At 72.2% G+C, this 18,082-nt stretch carries 18 protein-coding genes; 6 read left to right on the top strand and 12 right to left on the bottom strand.

Going from position 1 to position 18,082, the window contains the following annotated elements:
* Positions 1 to 313 precede the first annotated feature (313 nt).
* Positions 314 to 727: a hypothetical protein gene (locus tag M8542_RS47780; RefSeq protein ID WP_257927082.1), complete on the bottom strand. Its 414-nt coding sequence runs from the start codon at positions 725 to 727 to the stop codon at positions 314 to 316.
* Between the two features lie 46 nt (positions 728 to 773).
* Positions 774 to 1,640 carry an alpha/beta fold hydrolase gene (locus M8542_RS47775; RefSeq protein ID WP_257927081.1) on the bottom strand — a complete coding sequence of 289 codons (867 nt, stop codon included), beginning with the start codon at positions 1,638 to 1,640 and terminating at the stop codon, positions 774 to 776.
* A gap of 67 nt (positions 1,641 to 1,707) precedes the next feature.
* On the opposite strand from M8542_RS47775, the gene M8542_RS47770 reads away from it, so the two are divergent.
* Positions 1,708 to 2,451: a TetR/AcrR family transcriptional regulator gene (locus M8542_RS47770; protein WP_257927080.1), complete on the top strand. Its 744-nt coding sequence runs from the start codon at positions 1,708 to 1,710 to the stop codon at positions 2,449 to 2,451.
* 97 nt (positions 2,452 to 2,548) lie between these two features.
* Here the strand turns inward: M8542_RS47770 and M8542_RS47765 are convergent, their stop codons facing one another.
* The 9 genes from M8542_RS47765 to M8542_RS47725 form a co-directional block, all read right to left on the bottom strand.
* Positions 2,549 to 3,196 carry a TetR/AcrR family transcriptional regulator gene (locus M8542_RS47765; protein WP_257927079.1) on the bottom strand — a complete coding sequence of 216 codons (648 nt, stop codon included), beginning with the start codon at positions 3,194 to 3,196 and terminating at the stop codon, positions 2,549 to 2,551.
* An 81-nt stretch (positions 3,197 to 3,277) separates the two neighbouring features.
* Positions 3,278 to 4,969: a flavin monoamine oxidase family protein gene (locus tag M8542_RS47760; protein WP_257927078.1), complete on the bottom strand. Its 1,692-nt coding sequence runs from the start codon at positions 4,967 to 4,969 to the stop codon at positions 3,278 to 3,280.
* On the bottom strand, positions 4,966 to 5,721 hold the full coding sequence (locus tag M8542_RS47755) for a carbon-nitrogen hydrolase family protein (RefSeq protein WP_257927077.1): 756 nt from the start codon (positions 5,719 to 5,721) through the stop codon (positions 4,966 to 4,968). Before M8542_RS47755 ends, M8542_RS47760 begins: the two co-directional genes overlap by 4 nt.
* Positions 5,718 to 7,109, bottom strand: coding sequence for an amino acid permease (locus M8542_RS47750; RefSeq protein ID WP_257927076.1), 1,392 nt, complete (start codon positions 7,107 to 7,109; stop codon positions 5,718 to 5,720). Before M8542_RS47750 ends, M8542_RS47755 begins: the two co-directional genes overlap by 4 nt.
* Before the next feature lie 255 nt (positions 7,110 to 7,364).
* Positions 7,365 to 8,654 carry a sensor histidine kinase gene (locus tag M8542_RS47745; protein ID WP_257927075.1) on the bottom strand — a complete coding sequence of 430 codons (1,290 nt, stop codon included), beginning with the start codon at positions 8,652 to 8,654 and terminating at the stop codon, positions 7,365 to 7,367.
* A 2-nt stretch (positions 8,655 to 8,656) separates the two neighbouring features.
* Positions 8,657 to 9,370 carry a response regulator transcription factor gene (locus tag M8542_RS47740; RefSeq protein ID WP_257927074.1) on the bottom strand — a complete coding sequence of 238 codons (714 nt, stop codon included), beginning with the start codon at positions 9,368 to 9,370 and terminating at the stop codon, positions 8,657 to 8,659.
* A gap of 54 nt (positions 9,371 to 9,424) precedes the next feature.
* Complete coding sequence (locus M8542_RS47735; protein WP_257927073.1) at positions 9,425 to 10,237, bottom strand: sugar phosphate isomerase/epimerase family protein; 813 nt, start codon at positions 10,235 to 10,237, stop codon at positions 9,425 to 9,427.
* The gene (locus tag M8542_RS47730) at positions 10,237 to 11,370 is read right to left on the bottom strand and encodes a DUF993 family protein (RefSeq protein WP_257927072.1); all 1,134 of its coding nucleotides are present in this window, start codon (positions 11,368 to 11,370) and stop codon (positions 10,237 to 10,239) included. Before M8542_RS47730 ends, M8542_RS47735 begins: the two co-directional genes overlap by 1 nt.
* Positions 11,371 to 11,927: 557 nt before the next feature.
* A complete protein-coding gene (locus M8542_RS47725) occupies positions 11,928 to 12,968 on the bottom strand; it encodes a LacI family DNA-binding transcriptional regulator (RefSeq protein WP_257927071.1) in 1,041 nt (346 codons plus the stop codon).
* Positions 12,969 to 13,180: 212 nt separating this feature from the next.
* Between M8542_RS47725 and M8542_RS47720 the strand changes: the two genes are divergently transcribed.
* From M8542_RS47720 to lpdA, 3 genes are all read left to right on the top strand, one after another.
* Complete coding sequence (locus M8542_RS47720; RefSeq protein WP_257927070.1) at positions 13,181 to 13,585, top strand: nitroreductase family deazaflavin-dependent oxidoreductase; 405 nt, start codon at positions 13,181 to 13,183, stop codon at positions 13,583 to 13,585.
* A gap of 63 nt (positions 13,586 to 13,648) precedes the next feature.
* Entirely contained in the window at positions 13,649 to 14,413 is a 765-nt protein-coding gene (locus M8542_RS47715) for a lysophospholipid acyltransferase family protein (protein WP_257927069.1), read from the top strand.
* Between the two features lie 49 nt (positions 14,414 to 14,462).
* Positions 14,463 to 15,854 carry a dihydrolipoyl dehydrogenase gene (lpdA, locus tag M8542_RS47710; protein ID WP_257927068.1) on the top strand — a complete coding sequence of 464 codons (1,392 nt, stop codon included), beginning with the start codon at positions 14,463 to 14,465 and terminating at the stop codon, positions 15,852 to 15,854.
* A gap of 24 nt (positions 15,855 to 15,878) precedes the next feature.
* On the opposite strand, the gene M8542_RS47705 is transcribed toward lpdA, so the two are convergent.
* The gene (locus M8542_RS47705; protein ID WP_257927067.1) at positions 15,879 to 16,469 is read right to left on the bottom strand and encodes a DUF3558 family protein; all 591 of its coding nucleotides are present in this window, start codon (positions 16,467 to 16,469) and stop codon (positions 15,879 to 15,881) included.
* Between the two features lie 68 nt (positions 16,470 to 16,537).
* Here M8542_RS47705 and M8542_RS47700 point away from each other — a divergent pair, with 68 nt between their 5' ends.
* Together M8542_RS47700 and M8542_RS47695 are read left to right on the top strand one after the other, a co-directional pair.
* Complete coding sequence (locus tag M8542_RS47700; protein WP_257927066.1) at positions 16,538 to 17,122, top strand: nucleotidyltransferase family protein; 585 nt, start codon at positions 16,538 to 16,540, stop codon at positions 17,120 to 17,122.
* 22 nt (positions 17,123 to 17,144) lie between these two features.
* Positions 17,145 to 18,032: an NADP-dependent oxidoreductase gene (locus tag M8542_RS47695; protein ID WP_257927065.1), complete on the top strand. Its 888-nt coding sequence runs from the start codon at positions 17,145 to 17,147 to the stop codon at positions 18,030 to 18,032.
* The last annotated feature ends 50 nt before the right edge of the window (positions 18,033 to 18,082 follow it).

Here is an 18,082-nt window from a genome sequence, read left to right as displayed (position 1 = left end):
GCTGCTCGTCCAGGCCGTCCAGCCCCGTCTCGGACTTCGAGTCCTCAGCGTTCTCCACGCCGGACATCATGTCGGTCATCAGGTGCACTTCCATGATCGGGAGTTACACCGCTCGTTTTACAGTCCCTGTCTGGAGGGTCGGCTCGCGTGTCTGGAGGGTCGGCTCGTGTGGCTGGAGGGTCGGCTCGTGTGATCGGGGCCGGAACTCGCGTGATTCGGGCCGGGACTCGTGTGATTGGGGGCGGGACTCGGGTGTCTGGAGGGACGACACGGCCGGCGGGCCTCCCGATCCCGCCGGCCGTGGCGGGGCCGGTCAGGTGACCGGGGTCATGGTGCGGGAGGCGGGGCGCGAGGCCGGGACGCGCGGAGCCGGGATCCGAACCGGCGGAGCGAGCGAAGCGAGCGCGCCGGCGAGCAAAGCCAGCCCGAACACGCCCGCGGCGACAGCCGAAGCCGGTGAGAAGCTCAGCTCACCCGCCCGCCCCAGCACGAACCCCGCCTGCAACGCCCACGCGACCACAGCCACGCCGAAAGCGGCGAGCACCGAGGTCCGACAAGCCGAGAAGAGCACGACCGAGCCCAGCGTGACCAGCGCGTACCACGGACTCCCCGTGGCCCCGGCGACGTCCGCCACCAGCACCGCGACCACCGCCGCCACGCAACCGAACGGGAACCCGAAGCCACCACTCATGCCGTCCAGTGCAACCCCGGCGACGACGTAGAACATGAGCCAGGACACATTCCGTACGCCCCGGCCACCGGATCTTGACGCGCTATTGACCCGTCACGCGTCCGATCGCCGCCACCAGCTCGGGCCACACCGCGCGCGGCAGGTTGTGGCCCATGCCCGGGATGATCAGCAGCTCCGCGTCCGGGACGGCCTCCGCCGTCGCCTTGCCGCCGCTGACGTTGATCAGCGGGTCCGCGTCGCCGTGGACGACCAGCGCCGGCAGCCGGACGTCCCGCAGACCGGCCGTGCGGTCACCCGAGGCCAGCACCGCCGCCGCGTGGCGCAGCGTGCCCACCGGGTGGCGGGCGCGGTCGTAGTGCAACGTCGCTTTGGCCAGCAGGAACGCCTCGTCGTCGGGGTAGCCGGGCGAGCCCAGCCGCCGGTAGCCGTCGACGCTGTCGGCGAGCGCCTGCTCGCGGGTCGACGCCGGCGGGCGCGCCAGCAGGGCCAGCGCCCACGGCTCGGCCTGCCCGACGCTCGGGTCGCCGGTGGTCGACATGATCGAGGTGAGCGACAGCAGGCGCTCCGGGTGGTCGATCGCCAGCTGCTGAACGATCATCCCGCCCATCGACGCGCCGACGACGTGCGCGCGGGCGATGCCGAGCGCGTCGAACAGCCCGATCGCGTCGTCGGCGAGGTCCGAGAGCCGGTACGGCGCCGTCCTGAGGTCGCCGGCGGCCAGCGCGGCCAGGTCCGGCGCCGGGAGGTCGTCGAGCCAGGTCGAGAGCCCGACGTCCCGGTTGTCGTAGCGCACCACGAAGAACCCGCGCCCGGCGAGCAGCTCGCAGAAGCCGTCCTCCCAGGTGACCATCTGGGCGCCGAGGCCCATCACCAGGACCAGTGGCGGATTGTTCGGATCGCCGAAGGTGTCGTATTCGAGCTCGAGACCGTTGGCCTGTGCGCGTGCCATGCCCCGATCCTGCCGTACCCGCGCGGAGCTGGCACCGGCCCGGCGGGTGCGGTTACCGTTACCCCCCATGCCGACTTCATCCTCGGGCACCGGCCAGCGCCCACGGTCACGGGCGGCGGCCGGCCTGCCGGCGATCACCGCCGACCGGATCATCGACGCGGCGACGACGTTGACCGGCGAACGCGGCCTCGACAACTGGACGCTCCGCGAGCTCGCCCGCGCGGTCGAGGCCTACCCGGCGGTGATCTACCACCACGTCGGCGACCGGGACGCGGTGGTCAACGCCGTCGTCGACCGGGTGGTCGGCCTGCTGGAGCTGCCCGATCCCGACCTGCCGTGGCAGCAGTGGTTCACCGAGCTGCTGGCCGGCCTGCGCGCGGTGCTGCGGGCCTACCCGGGCTGCGCGCGGCGGCTCGCGCTGTTCGGCCCGTCGGTGGAGGCGGCCACGCGCAGCATCGACGCCGGTGTGCGCGTGCTGCTGCGGACCGGCTTCGGCCGCGAGAGCGTGCTGGCCTACAACCTGCTGCTGATGACCGCGTGCCAGTTCGTCGCGATGGAGGACGACCGCGACGGCGCGCTCGCGTTGCGCATCGACAACACCGAGGAGTACGCGACCTACCGCGAGCGCGCCGACCTGCCGGGGATGGCCGAGCTGGGCTCGGCGATGCACGACCTGATGGGTGATCCCGATCTCGCCGCGGGGTACTACGCGCAGGTGTACGACTACGCGGTCCAGCGTTGCCTCGACGGCCTGACCCACCGCCTGGCCGAACTTCGCGAATCGGACGATCCGGGGTTGACAGCGACTTGACAGTGCCCGGGCGTACCGTGGGCGTGCGTCGGTGGTCCGTCCATCGACCCGGAGCCCCTGGCGCCCTCCTCCCCCTCGTGGCGCCGGGGGCTTCGGTCTATTCGCGACCCTGACGGGGCGCCGGCGGCGCGGCCTGCACGACCGGGAAGATCTCCCCGACGAGCGTCACGAGCGATTTCGCCAGCAGCAGGTGGACCTGTTCGCGGGTGAGCGAGCCGCGCACGAGCCATTCCCGGCCCGCCGCCTTCACCATGCCGCCGAACGCGCGCACGAGCGCGTTCAGCTCCGGACCGTGGTCGCTTTCGCTGGACAGCCCGACGGCTTCGAGCACGCGGTCGGCCGATTCCCGGTCCGCCTCTTCGAGAATGCGCTCGACTTCGAGGTCGCGGCCGATGCCTTCGGGCGCGATCGCGGCCAGCCACATGCGCTCCTGGCTGGTGACCATGTCGAGGAACCACTCGATGGCGACGTCGGCGCGCAGTTCGAGGGGACCGTCCGGGAGGATTTCGACCGCCAGCCGCGGCACGGTCAGCGCGCGGCGGATGATTTCCAGGTACAGCTCGCGTTTCGTGCCGAAGTAGTGGTTGATCAGCCCGCGCGCGACGCCGGCCGCGGCCGCGATGTCCGAAGTGGACACTTCGGAGTAGGGGCGTTCACCGAACAGCCGCGCCGCGCAAGCGTAGATCTGTTCCTTCCGTTCGTCCGGTTCCAGTCTTCGCCATCTCGGCGCCGGCTCGGTGTTCATGCTCTCCATGGTCGCACGCGTGGTTGGCCGGGGCAGGCCGATCCCCGCGGTGTCGGACGGCCCGCCACGATCGGGGCACGCTCAGTCCGGGAGAGTGAGCGGCGCGAGGTCCTCGAACAGGTCCCCAGGCCCCGGGTTCACCGGATCGGTGCCGCCGCCGAAGTGGTTCAGCACGCCCCACACCGCGTTCAGCGCCGTCTGGACCGCGCCCTCGGCCCAGCCCGCCGTCCACGACACGTCGTCGCCGGCGAGGAACAGCCCCCGGTACCGCCTGGGCAACGACTCCTGCGCGAAGTGCGTGAAGAGCCGGTGCTGGTAGCGGTAGTGCCCCGGCAGGTTCGCCTTGAACGCACCCATGAAGTGCGGTTCGGCCTCCCACGAGACGGTGACCGGGTCGCCGATGATGTGCCGCCGGACGTCGACCCCCGGGTAGATCTCGCGCAGTGACTGGAGCATCACCTCGACGCGCTCGGCGACCGGCAGCGGCAGCCACTTCAGCGAGTCGTCGGCCCACGTGTACGACAGGCAGATCACCGCCGGCCGGTCCGGGGCGGAGCCGAGCAGGTACGTGCCGCGCGGCATGCGGTCGGTGAGCGTCATGCTCATCGCGTCGCGGCCGGTCGCCGGGTCGCGGTCGAGCCAGAACGGGCGGTCCACCGGCACGAACACCTTCGACGACGCCATGTAGTGCGTGCGCTCGATCGCCGTCCAGTGGTCGATCGGGAAGAGCGCTTCGTCGCACTCGATCTTCGACAGCAGCAGCCAGCTCTGCGCGGTGAACACGGCCGCCGGGAACGTCCTGATGTGCCCGTCGGTGTCGGTCACCGTGATGTTGTGCGGCGCGGTGCGGTGCAGCCGCGCGACACCCGGCTGCGGCCGGCCGCCGTGCAGCGAGGCCAGCGACGTGCCGGCCGGCCAGAAAGCGATCTCCGACGGGGCGTGTTCCCACAGCCGCAGCGGGAGCTGCCGGCTGCCGCCGACGATGCTGCGGTGCTCGTCGTCGGCGCCGGTGTAGACCACGCGCAGGATTTCCAGGATGGAGTTGGGGAAGTCGGTGTCCCAGCCACCGGTGCCGAAGCCGACCTGGCCGAAGATCTCGCGGTGCCGGAAGGAGGCGAACGCGGGGGAGTCGCACAGGAACCCGTAGAACGTCTGGTTGTCCAGCTTCGGGACGAGCTCGTTCCACAGCCGCTTGATCGTCTTCGCGTCGCGGTCACGGATCGCCGTCTGCATCTCGGCGAACGACGCGTGCTCGGCCAGCGTGCGGTCCCAGGCCTCGGCAACTTCGGCGAAGACGCCGGGCAGGTCGGCCGGCGTCCGCGCGTAGTGGCTCTGTCCTTTGAGGTCCACGACCGTGCTCGGCGTCTCCGGCGCGAGCGGGTTCGGGAACGGCGTGGTCTGCAGGCCGACCTTGTCGATGTAGTGGAACAGCGCGGTCGACGACGGCGGGAAGCGCATCGCGCCCATCTCGGCGACGACGTCGTCCGGGCAGCCGGGGAAGCGCACGCTGCGCAGCCGGCCGCCGATCTCGTCGATCTCGTAGACCACCGGGCGCAGGCCCAGCTTCATCAGCTCGTACGCCGTGACGACGCCGGACAGGCCGCCGCCGATCACCGCCACCTCGGTGCCGTGCCGCTCGGACGGCACCGAGCCGAGCCCGGCGGGGTGGGCGAGGTAGTCGTCGTAGGCGAACGGGAAGTCGGGGCCGAACATCGTGATCGGGCGGCCCGCCGGTTCGTCGTGGGGGATCGCGGTGGGAACGGCGGCGGTCATGCGGGGTTTCCTCGGTACAGTTCGGGCCGTCGGTCGGCCAGGTGGGTGTTCTCCAGCCGCGACGCCACGAGCGCGGTGCGGCTGACGTCGGCGGTGAGCAGCGCGGGCTCCGCTCCGGCGCGGGCGAGCACTTCGCCGGTCGGGGCGACCACGCAGGAGCGTCCGCAGTAGGTCAGTTCTCGTTCGACGTCACACCGGTTGGCGTAGGCGACGAACAGCTGGCTTTCGTAGGCCCGCGCGGGCACCAGGGTGTCGGCGACCAGTTCGTACGGGCTCATCAACGCGGTCGGGACGACCAGCAGCTCGGTGCCGGCCAGCGCGTGCGCGCGGACGATCTCCGGGAACTCGACGTCGTAGCAGATCAGCAGCCCGACGCGGAGGCCGGCGATGTCGGCCTGCACCACCGGCTCGTCGCCGGGGGTGAACCACGCCTTGTCGAGGTCGCCGAACAGGTGCGTCTTGCGGTAGTTCGCCCGCCGCTGCCCGGCCGCGTCGATGAGCTGGACGCTGTTGTGCACGCGTTCGCCGTCGCGCTCGGGGTAGCCGTACGCCAGCGCGACGCCGGTTTTCTTCGCCAGCGCGGACATCCGTGCCGCCGTCGGGCCGTCGGCCGGTTCGGCGAGGGTGTGTGCGCGCTCGCCGATGTGGTAGCCGGTGGTGGCCATCTCGGCCGTGACGACGAGGTCCGCGCCGGACGCGGCGACCGCGTCCGGGAGCGCGTCGAACGGGCCCTGGTGGATCGCGACCTTCATGCCAGCCTCGAGCGCCGGATGCCGTAGCCGAAGTAGATCAGCAGGCCCAGCGCCATCCAGCCGCCGAAGACGACCCAGGTGGCGCCGTCGAGGCTGAGCATCATGTAGGCGCAGCACAGCACGCCCAGGATCGGCGTGACCGGCGAGAGCGGCACGCGGAAGGAGCGCGGCCGTTCGGGCTGGCGCTTGCGCAGCAGCAGGACCGCGACGTTGACCAGCCCGAACGCGAACAGCGTGCCGATGCTGGTGGCGTCCGCGAGCTTGCCGAGCGGGATGAACGCGGCCAGCGCGGCGACGAAGCCGGAGACCACCAGGGTGTTGATCCGCGGCGAGCCGGACTTCGGATCCACTTTGGACAGCACGCCGGGCACCAGGCCGTCGCGGGACATCGCGAACAGGATGCGCGTCTGTCCGTAGAGGACGGTCAGCACGACGCTGGAGATCGCCACGATCGCGCCGACGGCGAGCAGGCCGGCCCAGAACGGGTTGCCCGAGACGACGCTCAGCACGTGCGAGAGCGCGGCCTCCTGGCCGTCGAACTGCTGCCACGGCAGCGCGCCGACCGCGGCGAAGGCGACCAGGCAGTACAGCAGCGTGACGATGCCGAGCGAGAGCAGGATCGCCCGCGGCAGGTCGCGCTGCGGGTTCTTCGCCTCCTCGCCGGCGGTCGACGCGGCGTCGAACCCGATGTAGGAGAAGAACAGCTTCGCGGCGCCCGCGCTCATCCCGGCCAGCCCGAGCGGCAGGAACGGGGTGAAGTTCTTCGCCCGCACCGCGGTGAACGCGATCGCGCAGAACAGCACCAGGGTCGCGATCTTGATGGCGACCATGACCGCGTTGGCCCGCGCGCTTTCCTTCGCACCCGACAGCAGCAGGACCATCGCGAGCACCACGACGACGATCGCGGGCACGTTGACCAGGCCGCCCGAGCCGGGTGGCTGGCTGAGCGCGTCCGGGATGGCGAAGCCGAAGGCCAGCCGCAGCAGCTCGTTGAGGTACTGGCCCCAGCCGACGGCGACCGACGCCACCGAGACGCCGTATTCGAGCACCAGGCACCAGCCGCAGACCCAGGCGACGAGTTCGCCGAGCGTGGCGTAGGCGTAGGAGTAGGACGAACCGGACAGCGGGATCATGCCGGCGAGCTCGGCGTAGGACAACGCCGAGAAGAGCGCGGTGACCCCGGCGAGGACGAAGGAGAGCACGACCGCCGGGCCGGCCACCGGGACGGCCTCACCCAGCACGACGAAGATGCCGCTGCCCAGCGTCGCGCCGATGCTCAGCATGGTGAGCTGCCCGAGGCCGAGCGACCGCTTCAACGTGCCATGATCACTGTCGGCAACCAGATCGGCGACCGGTTTCCGCCGCCCCGTCGCGGCTCGCAGATTCATGCCGACGACCGTATCCGCCGCACCGAAGCGACAAAACAGGGAAACATTGCGCGTACAGATGAATCACAGGTGATTCATTGCACAGCGCAGCCGAACCATGGCGATTCGTTCCGCGTGCGGAAAGGGGGTATCACGCGTGATCAGCGGGGCATCACGCGTGATTGCGGGGGCATCACCGCGATGCCCCGCCAGACACAGGCGATGCCCGCTCAAGCACGCGTGATGCCCCTCCGCGCACGGGTGATGCCCGGTTCGTCACACCGGGGTGGGGGGCTCGTCGGTCGGGAGGAGCAGGGTGAACGTCGGCGGGGCCGGGCTGCTCAGGCGCAGGCGGCCGCCTTCCGCCTCCGCCAGGCTGCGGGCCAGGCGCAGGCCGATGCCGTCGCCCGCCGCCGTCGCGAACGGGTCGGCTTCGCCCAGGTCGGGGCCCTCGTCGGCGACGTCGATGGCCAGCGCGTCACCCGCGTCGCGGGCCACCACCGTGACCGTGCCGCGGCCGTGCGTCACCGCGTTGTCCAGCAGCACCGCCAGCACCTGCCGGACCGCCGCGGCCGCCACCCGGGCCCGCGGCGGGTCGTGTCGGGTGATCAGCAGCGTCCGGCCCCGCGGCGCGAGCAGGGCCTCGCCGCCCTGCCGGAGCTCCTCCAGCAAGGCCTCCAGGTCGAGCTCGGCCCGCGGCGCCCGGCGCTCCCGGCCCAGCGCCAGGAGGTCCTCGATGGTGCGTTCCAGCCGGTCGGCGGACGCGATCCCGGCGCGGATCGCCGCGTACGGGTCCGCCTGCGGGGTTTCCAGCGCCGCCTCGAGCTGCAGGCGCAGCCCGGTCAGCGGGGTGCGCAGCTGGTGCGACGCCTCCGCGGAGAACGCGCGCTCACGCTCCAGGGTCTCGCCGATCCGGGTCGCCGTCGCGTCCAGCGCCTCGCCGACGCGGTCGATCTCGGCGATCCCGGCACGCGGGCCGCGTGCGGTGAAGTCGCCGTCGCCGAGCCGCCCGGCCGCGGCCGCGAGCTCCTCCAGCGGCCGGACCAGCCGCGTCGCGTACCGCCGCGCCATCAGCCAGCTCGCCCCGATCGCCGCCACCGCGAGCCCGGCCATGCCGAGCCAGGTCAGCACGACCCGCAACCGCAGCTCCGACATCGGCAGCGCGGCGCGCACCACCCCGGTGACCCGCGAGCCGCTGAGCACCGGGACCGCCAGCGCCACTTCGTCGCCTTCGCGGCCGAGGACGACGTCCACGGTCGCGCGCGCCGCCTGCCGCTCGACCGTGCCGCCGACGGCGGGGCCGCGCCCGGCGAGCAGCCGCGCGTCCGGGCCGTAGACGCCGACATCGGCCTCGCCTTCTTCGTCGTCGAGCGGCGGCATCGCCGGCGGCCGGCCGGCGCTGAGCTCTTCCGACACGGCGAGCGCGACGGCGTCGGCCGCCCGCTCCAGGTCCGCCTTCGTGTCGTCGCGGTAGTACTGCATCACCGCGATCAACAGCGGCAACGCGAACAGGACGGTCGCGACCAGCGCGGCCAGCACGGTCAGCGAGATGATCCGGCGGCGCACGGCTACCCTTCGGCGACGGTCCGGGCGGGGTCCTCCAGCCGGTAGCCGTGCCCGCGCAGGGTGGCGATCCGGGGGACCTCCGTGCCGTGCGGCGCCCCGCAGGCGGCGAGCTTCCGGCGCACCGCCGCGATGTGCACGTCCAGGGTCTTCGTCGAGCCGTACCAGTGCGCGTCCCAGACCTCCGACATCAGCGTCTCGCGGCTGACGGCGACCCCGGGCTGCTCGGCGAGCCGCGCGAGCAGGTCGAACTCCTTCGCGCGCAGCACCACCTCGTGCCCGCCCAGGGTGGCGCGACGGCCGGCGATGTCGACGGTCAGCGCCCCGACGGTCACCGGCGGCCGGGCCCCGGCCGGCGCGCCCCGGCGCAGGTGGGCCCGCACCCTGGCCAGCAGCTCGCCGAGCCGGATCGGCTTGGTGAGGTAGTCGTCGGCACCCGCGTCGAGGCCGACGACGACGTCCATCTCCTCCTGGCGGGCGGTGAGGATCACCAGCACGGTCGAGGGCAACGCGCTCCGCAGGCGGCGGCACACCTCGACGCCGTCGAGGTCGGGCAGGCCGAGGTCGAGCAGCACGAGGTCGAAGTCGCCGGTCTCGGCGGCCTGCAGCGCCGTCCGGCCGTCGCGCCGCCAGCACACCTGGTAACCGTGCAGTCGCAGGGTCGATTCGAGCACGCTGCCGATCGCCGCGTCGTCTTCCACCACCAGCAGGTTCGGCATGCCGGGAGCCTAACCAACGTTCCACCCGACGGACGGGTGGCAAAGGCCATAACGTCAGGCGACGTGCCGCTCGAACGCCGCGACGGTCTCCGCGAGCACCTCCGCACCCGGTCGCGCCCACAGGCCGGCGTTGAACACCTCGACCTCGATCGGGCCGGTGTAGCCCGCCGCCTCGACGGCCGCGCGCAGGTGGCGGTGGTCGATCGGGCCGTCACCCGGCAGCGCGCGGCCCAGCAGCGGGTCGGGCAGCGGCACGAGGACGTCGCACACGTGGAACCCGGCGATCCGCCCGGCGGCCGCGGCGATCGACTCCTCGATGCGCGGGTCCCACCAGACGTGGAACTCGTCGACGATCACCCCGACCTGCTCGGCCGGGTGCTCGGCCGCGATGGCCAGCGCCTGCTCCACAGTGGACAGCACCGACCGGTCCGCGCACTGCATCGGGTGCAGCGGCTCCAGCCCGAGCCGCACCCCGCGCTCGCCGGCGTAGGGCGCGAGCTCGCCCACGGCGTCCGCGACCCGCTGCCGGGACGCGGCGAGGTCGTGCCCCGCGATCCCGCCGACGACCAGCACGAGGACGTCGGCGCCGAGCGCGGCGGCTTCGTCGATCGCCTCGCGGGTCTGGGCGACACCGTCCACAGGGGAGCCCTCCGGCGTCACGCCGGTGAAGAACCCACCGCGGCACAACGAGGAAACCCGCACACCATGCGCGTTCAGCAGCCGCGCGGTTTCGGCGACGCCGGTTTCAGCCACTTTGTCTCGCCACAGCCCGATCCAGCCGACCCCCGCGGCCGCGCAGCCGGCCACCGCTTCGGGCAGCGACCAGGCCTTGGTGGTGATCTGGTTGAGGCTGAACCGGTCGTCCATCACACGACCCCCGCTGCTTGCAGCAACGGCCGCATCCGGGCGAGCGCCAGGTCGGGGTCGGCGAGCACGCCGGCCTCGTCGGCGAGCCGCAGCAGCGTGGCCAGGTGGGTGATCGTGCGCGCGGACTCGCTCCCGGCGATCATCCGGAAGTGGTTCTGGTGCCCGTTGAGGTAGGCCAGGAACACGACGCCGGTCTTGTAGTGCCGGGTGGGGGCGCGGAAGATCTCGCGGGCGAGCGGCACGGTCGGGTCGAGCCGGGCGCGGAACCCGGCCGGATCGCCGTCGTCGAGCCGGGCCAGCGCGGCCGCGGCGACCGGGGCGAGCGGGTCGAAGACGCCGAGCAGGGCCTCGCTGTGGCCGTGGTCGTCGCCGGCGATGAGCTCGGGGTAGTGGAAGTCGTCGCCGGTGTAGCAGGCGACGCCGGCCGGCAGGGCCCGCCGGAACTCGGTCTCGACCTCGGCGTCCAGCACGGAGACCTTCACCCCGGCGATGACGTCCGCGTGCTCGGCGCAGAGCTTCGCCAGCTCGCGCGCCGCGCCGCGGACGTCGTGGTGGCCCCAGTAGCCGGCCAGCGCCGGGTCGAACTGCTCGCCGAGCCAGTGGAGCAGGACGGGCCCGCTCGCCTCGGACAGGAGCTTCCCGTACGCGGTGTGGTAGTCGCCGGGGCTGGTGGCCGCGGCGGCCAGCGCCCGGCTGGCCATCACGACGGGGACCGCGCCCGCGCCGCCGACGAGGTCGAGCTGCGCGCGCCAGGCGTCCACAATGGACGCGGCGGTGGCCGGCCCCGGCGGCAGCTGGTCGGTGCCGACCCCGGCACACCACCGGCGCCCGTCGGCGAGCGCCCCGGTGCGGGCGACGAGGGTTTTCGTGGTGGCCCAGTCGAGGCCGGCACCGCGCTGGGCGGTGTCCATCGCTTCGGCGACGCCGAGGCCGCAGGACCAGAGGTGTTCACGGAAGGCGAGGGTGGCGTCCCAGTCGACGGCACCGGTCTCATCGGCGAGCGCATCGGCGACGACGTGCGCGGCGGCGTAGGCGATCCGCGACGTCGGCGCGGTCGCCGGCGGCGCAGGGCACGGTGGTCCGGCGGGGGACCAGTTCACCAGCCTGCCGCCGGGAACCGGGAGCGCGAGCATCGGGGCCTCCGGGGTGTTGGAAAGCGCTTTCTCGGAGTTCACGGTAGGGGGTGGGCGGGAGCACGACAAGGCCCGTGCGGGTGGGGCTTCGCGGGGCCGCAGCGCGGGGTTGCTGCGGCGGTCGGCGCGGGTTGCTGCAGGCGGCGGGGTCGGGCTGCCGGGCGGATGGGCGCTCGGGCGTGCGGTGGCCGGTGTGGGGTTGTTGCGCGCGTGGCTGCGGCGGTGCGGTCGGCTTGTGGCGCGGGTTGCTGGTCGGGCGTGCGGTGGTCGGCGCGGGGTTGCTGCGCGTGGCCGGCTTGTGGCGCGGGTTGCTGGGTGGGTGTGCGGTGGTCGGTGTGGGGTTGTTGCGCGCGTGGCCGGCTTGTGGCGCGGGCTGCTGGTCGGGCGTGCGGTGGCCGGCGCGGGGTTGCTGCGCGCGTGGCCGCGGCGGCGCGGCTGGCTTGTCGCGCGGGCGAGTGGGCGCTCGGGCGTGCGCCGCAGCCGGCGCGCGGGCCGAGCGGCTGCCGAGCCGAGGCGCGCGCAAGCCGCGTGCCCGCCGAGCCGAACCGCGCGTCGGCTCAGCGCTTCGGCCGCCCCGTGCTCTCCCGCAGCACCACCTCGCCGGAAAGCCGGACCGTCCGCGGCCGGGTGCCCGCCGCGCCCTTGATCGCCAGGTCCATCGCGCGCTCGCCCAGCTCCTCCAGCGGGAGCCGCACCGTCGTCAGCGCCGGGGCCAGGTCGCGGACCACCGGGATGTCGTCGAAGCCGGCCACCGAGATGTCGCCGGGGACCGACAGCCCCTCCTCGCGCAACGCCGTCATCGCGCCGATCGCCATCACGTCCGTGACCGCGAAGACGCACGTCGGCAGCTTGCGCTTGCGGCCCGCCAGCAGCCGCTTCGTCGCCTCGTAGCCGCCGTCGCGGGTGAACGCCGCCTCGACCACGTCGTCTTCGTGCACCGTGATGCCGTGCTCGGCGAGCGCGTCGGTGAAACCGGCCAGCCGGTCGATGACCGTGCTCAGCCGCCGCGGGCCGGCGAGCACCGCGAACCGCTTGTGGCCCAGCCCGGCCAGCGCCTGTGCCAGCGCCGCCGCGCCGCCCTTGTTGTCCGGCTGCACCGTGTCGATCTTGAGGCCGCGGTGGCGGCTGACCGCCGCGACCTGCCCGCCGCCGCGGCGGTAGGGCTCCAGTTCGGCCGCCATCGCGCGTTCCCACGTCCGGTCTTCGAACGCCGAGCCGATCAGCAGGATGGCCGCGGCCCGCTGCGCGCGCAGCGTCGAGACGTAGGCGACCTCGCGGTCCGGGTCGCGGAACGTGCCGGCCAGCATCACGAGCAGCCCGTTGTCGGTGGCCACGCGCATCACGCCGCCGGCGATGGCGGCGAAGTACGGGTCGCTGACGTCGTGACAGATCACGCCCACCGTGCGGTGGGTGCCGCCGGCCAGTGCCTGCGCGTGGGCGTTCGGGGCGTAGGCCAGCTCGGCCGCGGCGGCGGAAACCCGCTCCCGCAGGTCGGCGCGGACGGACGCGGTGCCGTTGAGCACCCGCGACGCCGTCGCGAGCGAGACGTTCGCGCTGCGTGCCACGTCTTCCAGTGTCACGTGCGGCCGGGCCTTCATGGCTCCTCCAAGATCGGTCTCGGGCCGGGGCCCGCGTGCTCGGTCGGTGCAATCTACTGGCACGGGGGTGGCCCCCGAGAAGCCGCTGGTCGGGGGACCTACCCCGAACGAGTGAAATGCACGGGAAGATCGGCGCGGCCGTGTTTGTTGGAAACAAGGAGAACCTTCAAGCAGTGAGTCCGCCACTGCTGTCGAACCCGAAAGGAACACGCATGCTGTTCGGTGACGAACACGTCCGCCGCTACGAGGAAACCGACGGCGAGGTCGGCCACGAGTGGAAGGAAGGCGTCCCGACGCTGGTGCTGACCACCAAGGGCCGCAAGACCGGGCAGGACCGCAAGTTCGCCCTGATCTACCAGGAAGTCGACGGCAACCCGGTGATCGTCGCGTCCAAGGGCGGCGCGCCGAACCACCCCGGCTGGTACTTCAACCTCGTCGAGACGCCCGAAGTCGGCGTCCAGGTGAAGGCCGACAAGTTCACCGCCCGCGCCCGCACGGCCGAGGGCGAAGAGCGCGCGAAGCTGTGGGAAAAGCTCGCCGCCGTCTGGCCGGACTACGACAACTACGCGAAGAAGACGGACCGCGAGATTCCTGTGGTGGTTCTCGAGCGACTGTGATCTGCGCCGCGTTCGGCGTGCGTCCGGGCCGATCCGGCCGGTCGTGGGCTACGAATGACACCCATGACCGACCGCTGGACCGCCCTCGACCACGAGGGTGAGCTGCTCACCCGACGCCAGATGATCGCCTACGGCCGGCGCTTCGCCCGCGCCGGCCGTGGCGCCTGGTACAGCTTCGCCATCGAGGTGGTCTGGCAGTTCCTCGCGCAGACCACCCGCTTCCGCGTGCGGGGCTCGCGCCACATCCCGAAGACCGGCGGCGTGCTGGTGGCCTCGAACCACCTCTCCTTCGCCGACCCGACGACGTTGACGGCGTTCTGCCTCGCCGCCGGCCGCGTGCCGCGGTACCTGGCGAAGGCGTCGCTGTGGAAGCTGCCGGTCGTCGGCCGCGTGATGCGCTCGGGACGGCACATCCCGGTCTACCGCGGCGCCGCGACGGCGGCGGAAGCCTACCGCGACCTGGTCGCCTCGGTGCGCGACGGCGAATGCGTCGCCGTCTTCCCCGAAGGCACGTTCTCGAAGGACCCCGACGGCTGGCCGATGCGCGGCAAGACCGGCATCGTGCGTGCCGCCCTGGAGACCGGCGCGCCGGTGATCCCGGTGGCCAACTGGGGCACGCACCACCTGCTGCCGTCGACGGCCTGGTTCCCGCGCGGGTTCCCGCGCAAGACCGTCGAGCTGGTCGCCGGGCCGCCGGTGGACCTCTCGGACCTGCGTGACCGCCCGCTCACGCGCGAGGTCCTGGAGGAGGCGACGGCCCGGATCATGGCGGCGGTGACCGCACTGCTGGAGACGATCCGCGGCGAGCAGCGCCCGGTCGCCGCCTGAGGCCCGCGTCACCCCGCCCCGGCCTGCCCGAAGGGGTACTTTCGGGCGTATGAGTGCACAACACTTTGACGTCGTCGTCCTGGGGGCCGGAGTCGGTGGCTACGTCGCGGCGATCCGCGCGTCCCAGCTCGGGCTGAGCACCGCGGTGGTCGAGGAGAAGTACTGGGGTGGCGTCTGCCTGAACGTCGGGTGCATCCCGTCGAAGGCGCTGCTGCGCAACGCCGAGCTCGCGCACATCGTGACGCAGGAGGCGAAGGCGTTCGGCATCTCCTCCGACAGCCCGATCAAGGTCGACTACTCGGCCGCCTACGAGCGCAGCCGCAAGGTCGCCGACGGGCGCGTCAAGGGCGTGCACTTCCTGATGAAGAAGAACAAGATCACCGAGATCGACGGGCACGGCACCTTCGTCGACGACCACACCCTCGAGGTGAACGGCGACCAGGTGACCTTCGACCACTGCATCATCGCCACCGGCGCGACCACGCGGCTGCTGCCCGGGACGGCACGCAGCGAGCGCGTGGTGACCTACGAAGAGCAGATCCTCTCCGGCGAGCTGCCGTCGAGCATCGTGATCGCCGGCGCGGGCGCGATCGGCGTCGAGTTCGCCTACGTGCTGCACAACTACGGCGTCGATGTCACGATCGTCGAGTTCCTCGACCGGATGGTGCCGCTGGAGGACGCCGAAGTGTCGGCGGAGCTGGCGCGCCGCTACCGCAAGCTCGGCATCAAGGTGCTGACCTCGACCCGCGTCGAGTCGATCGACGACTCCGGTTCCTCGGTTCAGGTGACGGTGTCCTCGGAGAAGAACGGGCAGCAGGTCCTCACCGCCGACAAGGTGCTGCAGGCGATCGGCTTCCAGCCGCGCGTCGAGGGCTACGGCTTGGCCAAGACGGGCGTTTCCCTGACCGAGCGCGGCGCGATCGCGATCGACGGCCGGGGCCGCACGAACGTCCCGCACATCTTCGCGATCGGCGACGTGACGGCGAAGCTGATGCTGGCGCACGCGTCGGAGTCGATGGGCGTGGTGGCGGCGGAGACGATCGCCGGCGCGGAGACGATGGAGCTCGACTTCCCGATGATCCCGCGCGCGACCTACTGCCAGCCGCAGATCGCGAGCTTCGGCTGGACCGAGGAGCAGGCCCGCGAGAAGGGCTTCGACGTGCGCGTCGCGAAGTTCCCGTTCACGGCCAACGGAAAGGCCCAGGGCCTGGGCGACGCGGGCGGCTTCGTGAAGCTGATCAGCGACGCGACGCACGGCGAGCTGATCGGCGGGCACCTCATCGGGCCGGACGTCACCGAGCTGCTGCCGGAGCTGACGCTGGCGCAGCAGTGGGACCTGACGGTGCACGAGGTTTCGCGCAACGTCCACGCGCACCCGACGCTGGGCGAAGCGGTGAAGGAAGCGGTGCACGGCCTCGCCGGGCACATGATCAACATGTAGGCGCCGGCCGGTCCTGGCCGCGGGTCAGGACCGGCTGTCGATGGTCTTCACGACCTCGGTCGCGACCTTGGTGGTCGCCTTGCAGGAGTGCGTTTCGCGCGAGGCCATGTCGTCGAAGTGGATGAGCTGGACCACGACGGTGGCGTCGGCGACGGCGATCGCGATGTCGCAGTTTTCCGGTGAGCCCTGGTGGGTGTAGGCGACGGCCTGGTGGCCCGCGAACTCCGCCGGTTTCCAGTATTCCTTGGAGAACCCGCGGGCGTGGTCGTCTTCGAGCTCCTTCATGCTCCTGCCCTCTTGGTAGATGACCCACGCCATGAAGCTGCCGGAAGGCCGGTTCGCGTAGTCGCCGTACAGGCAGTTCACCGGGCGGTTGTGCTCGTCCGGCTCGCCGGGCAGCAGGGGGACGCCCTGCTTCTTCAGGTCCTCGCGTTGGGTGTCACTCAGGGTCGCGCACGGCGTTTTCGCGAGCCCGTGGAAGCTGTCCGGGGGCGGTGGCGGCGGTGTGGTGCTCGTGGTCGCCGGCGGTGGTGGCGGCGCCGCCACGGGCTCGTCGCTCGTGCATGCCGTCAGAGTCGTCGCCAGCAGTGCGACCGTCAGTACTTTCCCCCACATGCGCCGATGATCGCATCCGCGAGCGGTCTGTGTCCGGAAAACGGCGAATCCGGGCCTACGATGGCGCCATGACGAACTTCGCGCGGCTCCGGAACATCCTGTCGCACAACGAAATCCTCGTCGACCTGCTGCACCGGGCGCGGGAGCTGGGGCTCCCGCACTGGTACTTCGCCGCCGGCTGTGTCGTGCAGACCGTGTGGAACGTCCTCGACGGCCGCGAAGCGGCGCGCGGGATCAAGGACTACGACCTCGTCTACCACGACGCCGCCGACCTCGGGTGGGCCGCGGAGGACCGCGCCATCCGTGCCGCGGCGAGCGCGTGCGAGGACCTGCCCGTCGAGGTGGAAGTGCGGAACGAGGCCCGCGTCCACCTCTGGTACGAAGCCAAGTTCGGGCTCCCGTGCCCGCCGTACCCGAGCACGGAAGCCGCGATAGACGCGTTCCCGGCGCGCTGTTCGTGTGTCGGCGTCCGGCTCGAGCCGGACGGCACGTGGCACTTCCACGCGCCGAACGGGCTCGACGACCTGTTCGCGATGGTCGTGCGGCCGAACCCGGTGCTCGCCCCGCGTGCGGTTTACGAAGCCAAAGCGCAACGGTGGCTGACGCAATGGCCGCGCCTGCGCGTGCTGCCTTGGCCCTTGACTTCGAGGTAACTCGAAGTATCACGCTGGTCCCATGAAAGCCGTTGCGTTCACCGAATTCGGCGGGCCCGAAGTGCTCCGCGTCCTCGACCTGCCCGCACCGCACGCCGGGCCCGGGCAGGTCCGGGTGCGCGTCAAGGCCGCCGGGGTGCAGCCGTACGACGCCGCCGTGCGGGGCGGGTGGGAGCCGCCGGGGCTCGCGCTGACCTGGCCGCGCGTGCCCGGCAACGAGTTCGCCGGCGTGGTCGACGAAGGCGACCTCGAGCCGGGCACCGAAGTCCTCGGCTTCACCGCCGTCCAGGCCGCCGCCGAATACGTCGTCGTGCCCGCCGGCGACGTCACGCCGAAACCACCGGAAATGCCGTGGGAGGTCGCCGGCGGGTTCACCGCGGGCACGCAGACCGCGTCGATCGCGCTCGAAGCACTGCGGCTTCGCGAAGGCGAGACGCTGCTGGTGCACGGCGCCGCCGGGGCGGTCGGGACCGCCGCCGTCCAGCTCGCGCGGCTGCGGGGCGCCACCGTCGTCGGCACCGCGAGCCCGGCCAACCAGGACTACCTGCGCCAGCTGGGGGCCACGCCGGTCGTCTACCTCGAAGGGCTGAAGGACCGCGTCGCGCCGCTCGGGATCGACGTCGTGCTCGACGGGGCCGGTGGCGTCGCCCTCGACGTCTCACTCGAACTGGTGAAGGACCGGAGTCGTATCCTCACGCTCGTCGACCACCACCGGGCCGCGGGACTCGGCGTGCTCGTCTCGAAGTCCGGACGCTCCGCCGCGCGTCTCGCCGCATTGGCCGCGTTGTACGCGAAGGGCGATCTGCGGTTCCCCGTGCGTCGCGCCTACTCGTACACCGAGGCCGTGGCCGCGCACCGGGAAATCGAGACCGGGCACGGGCGGGGAAAAATAGTTCTCACGTTCCCCTGATCGTTCCAGGATGTGGACCACCGGACGTTCCCGACTTTGGTCGGTGGACC

Source organism: Amycolatopsis iheyensis (genome assembly GCF_024703995.1).
Taxonomy (GTDB): domain Bacteria; phylum Actinomycetota; class Actinomycetes; order Mycobacteriales; family Pseudonocardiaceae; genus Amycolatopsis; species Amycolatopsis iheyensis.
Note: the sequence above shows the minus strand (reverse complement) of the source record. Positions and strands in the feature narration are given on the sequence as shown.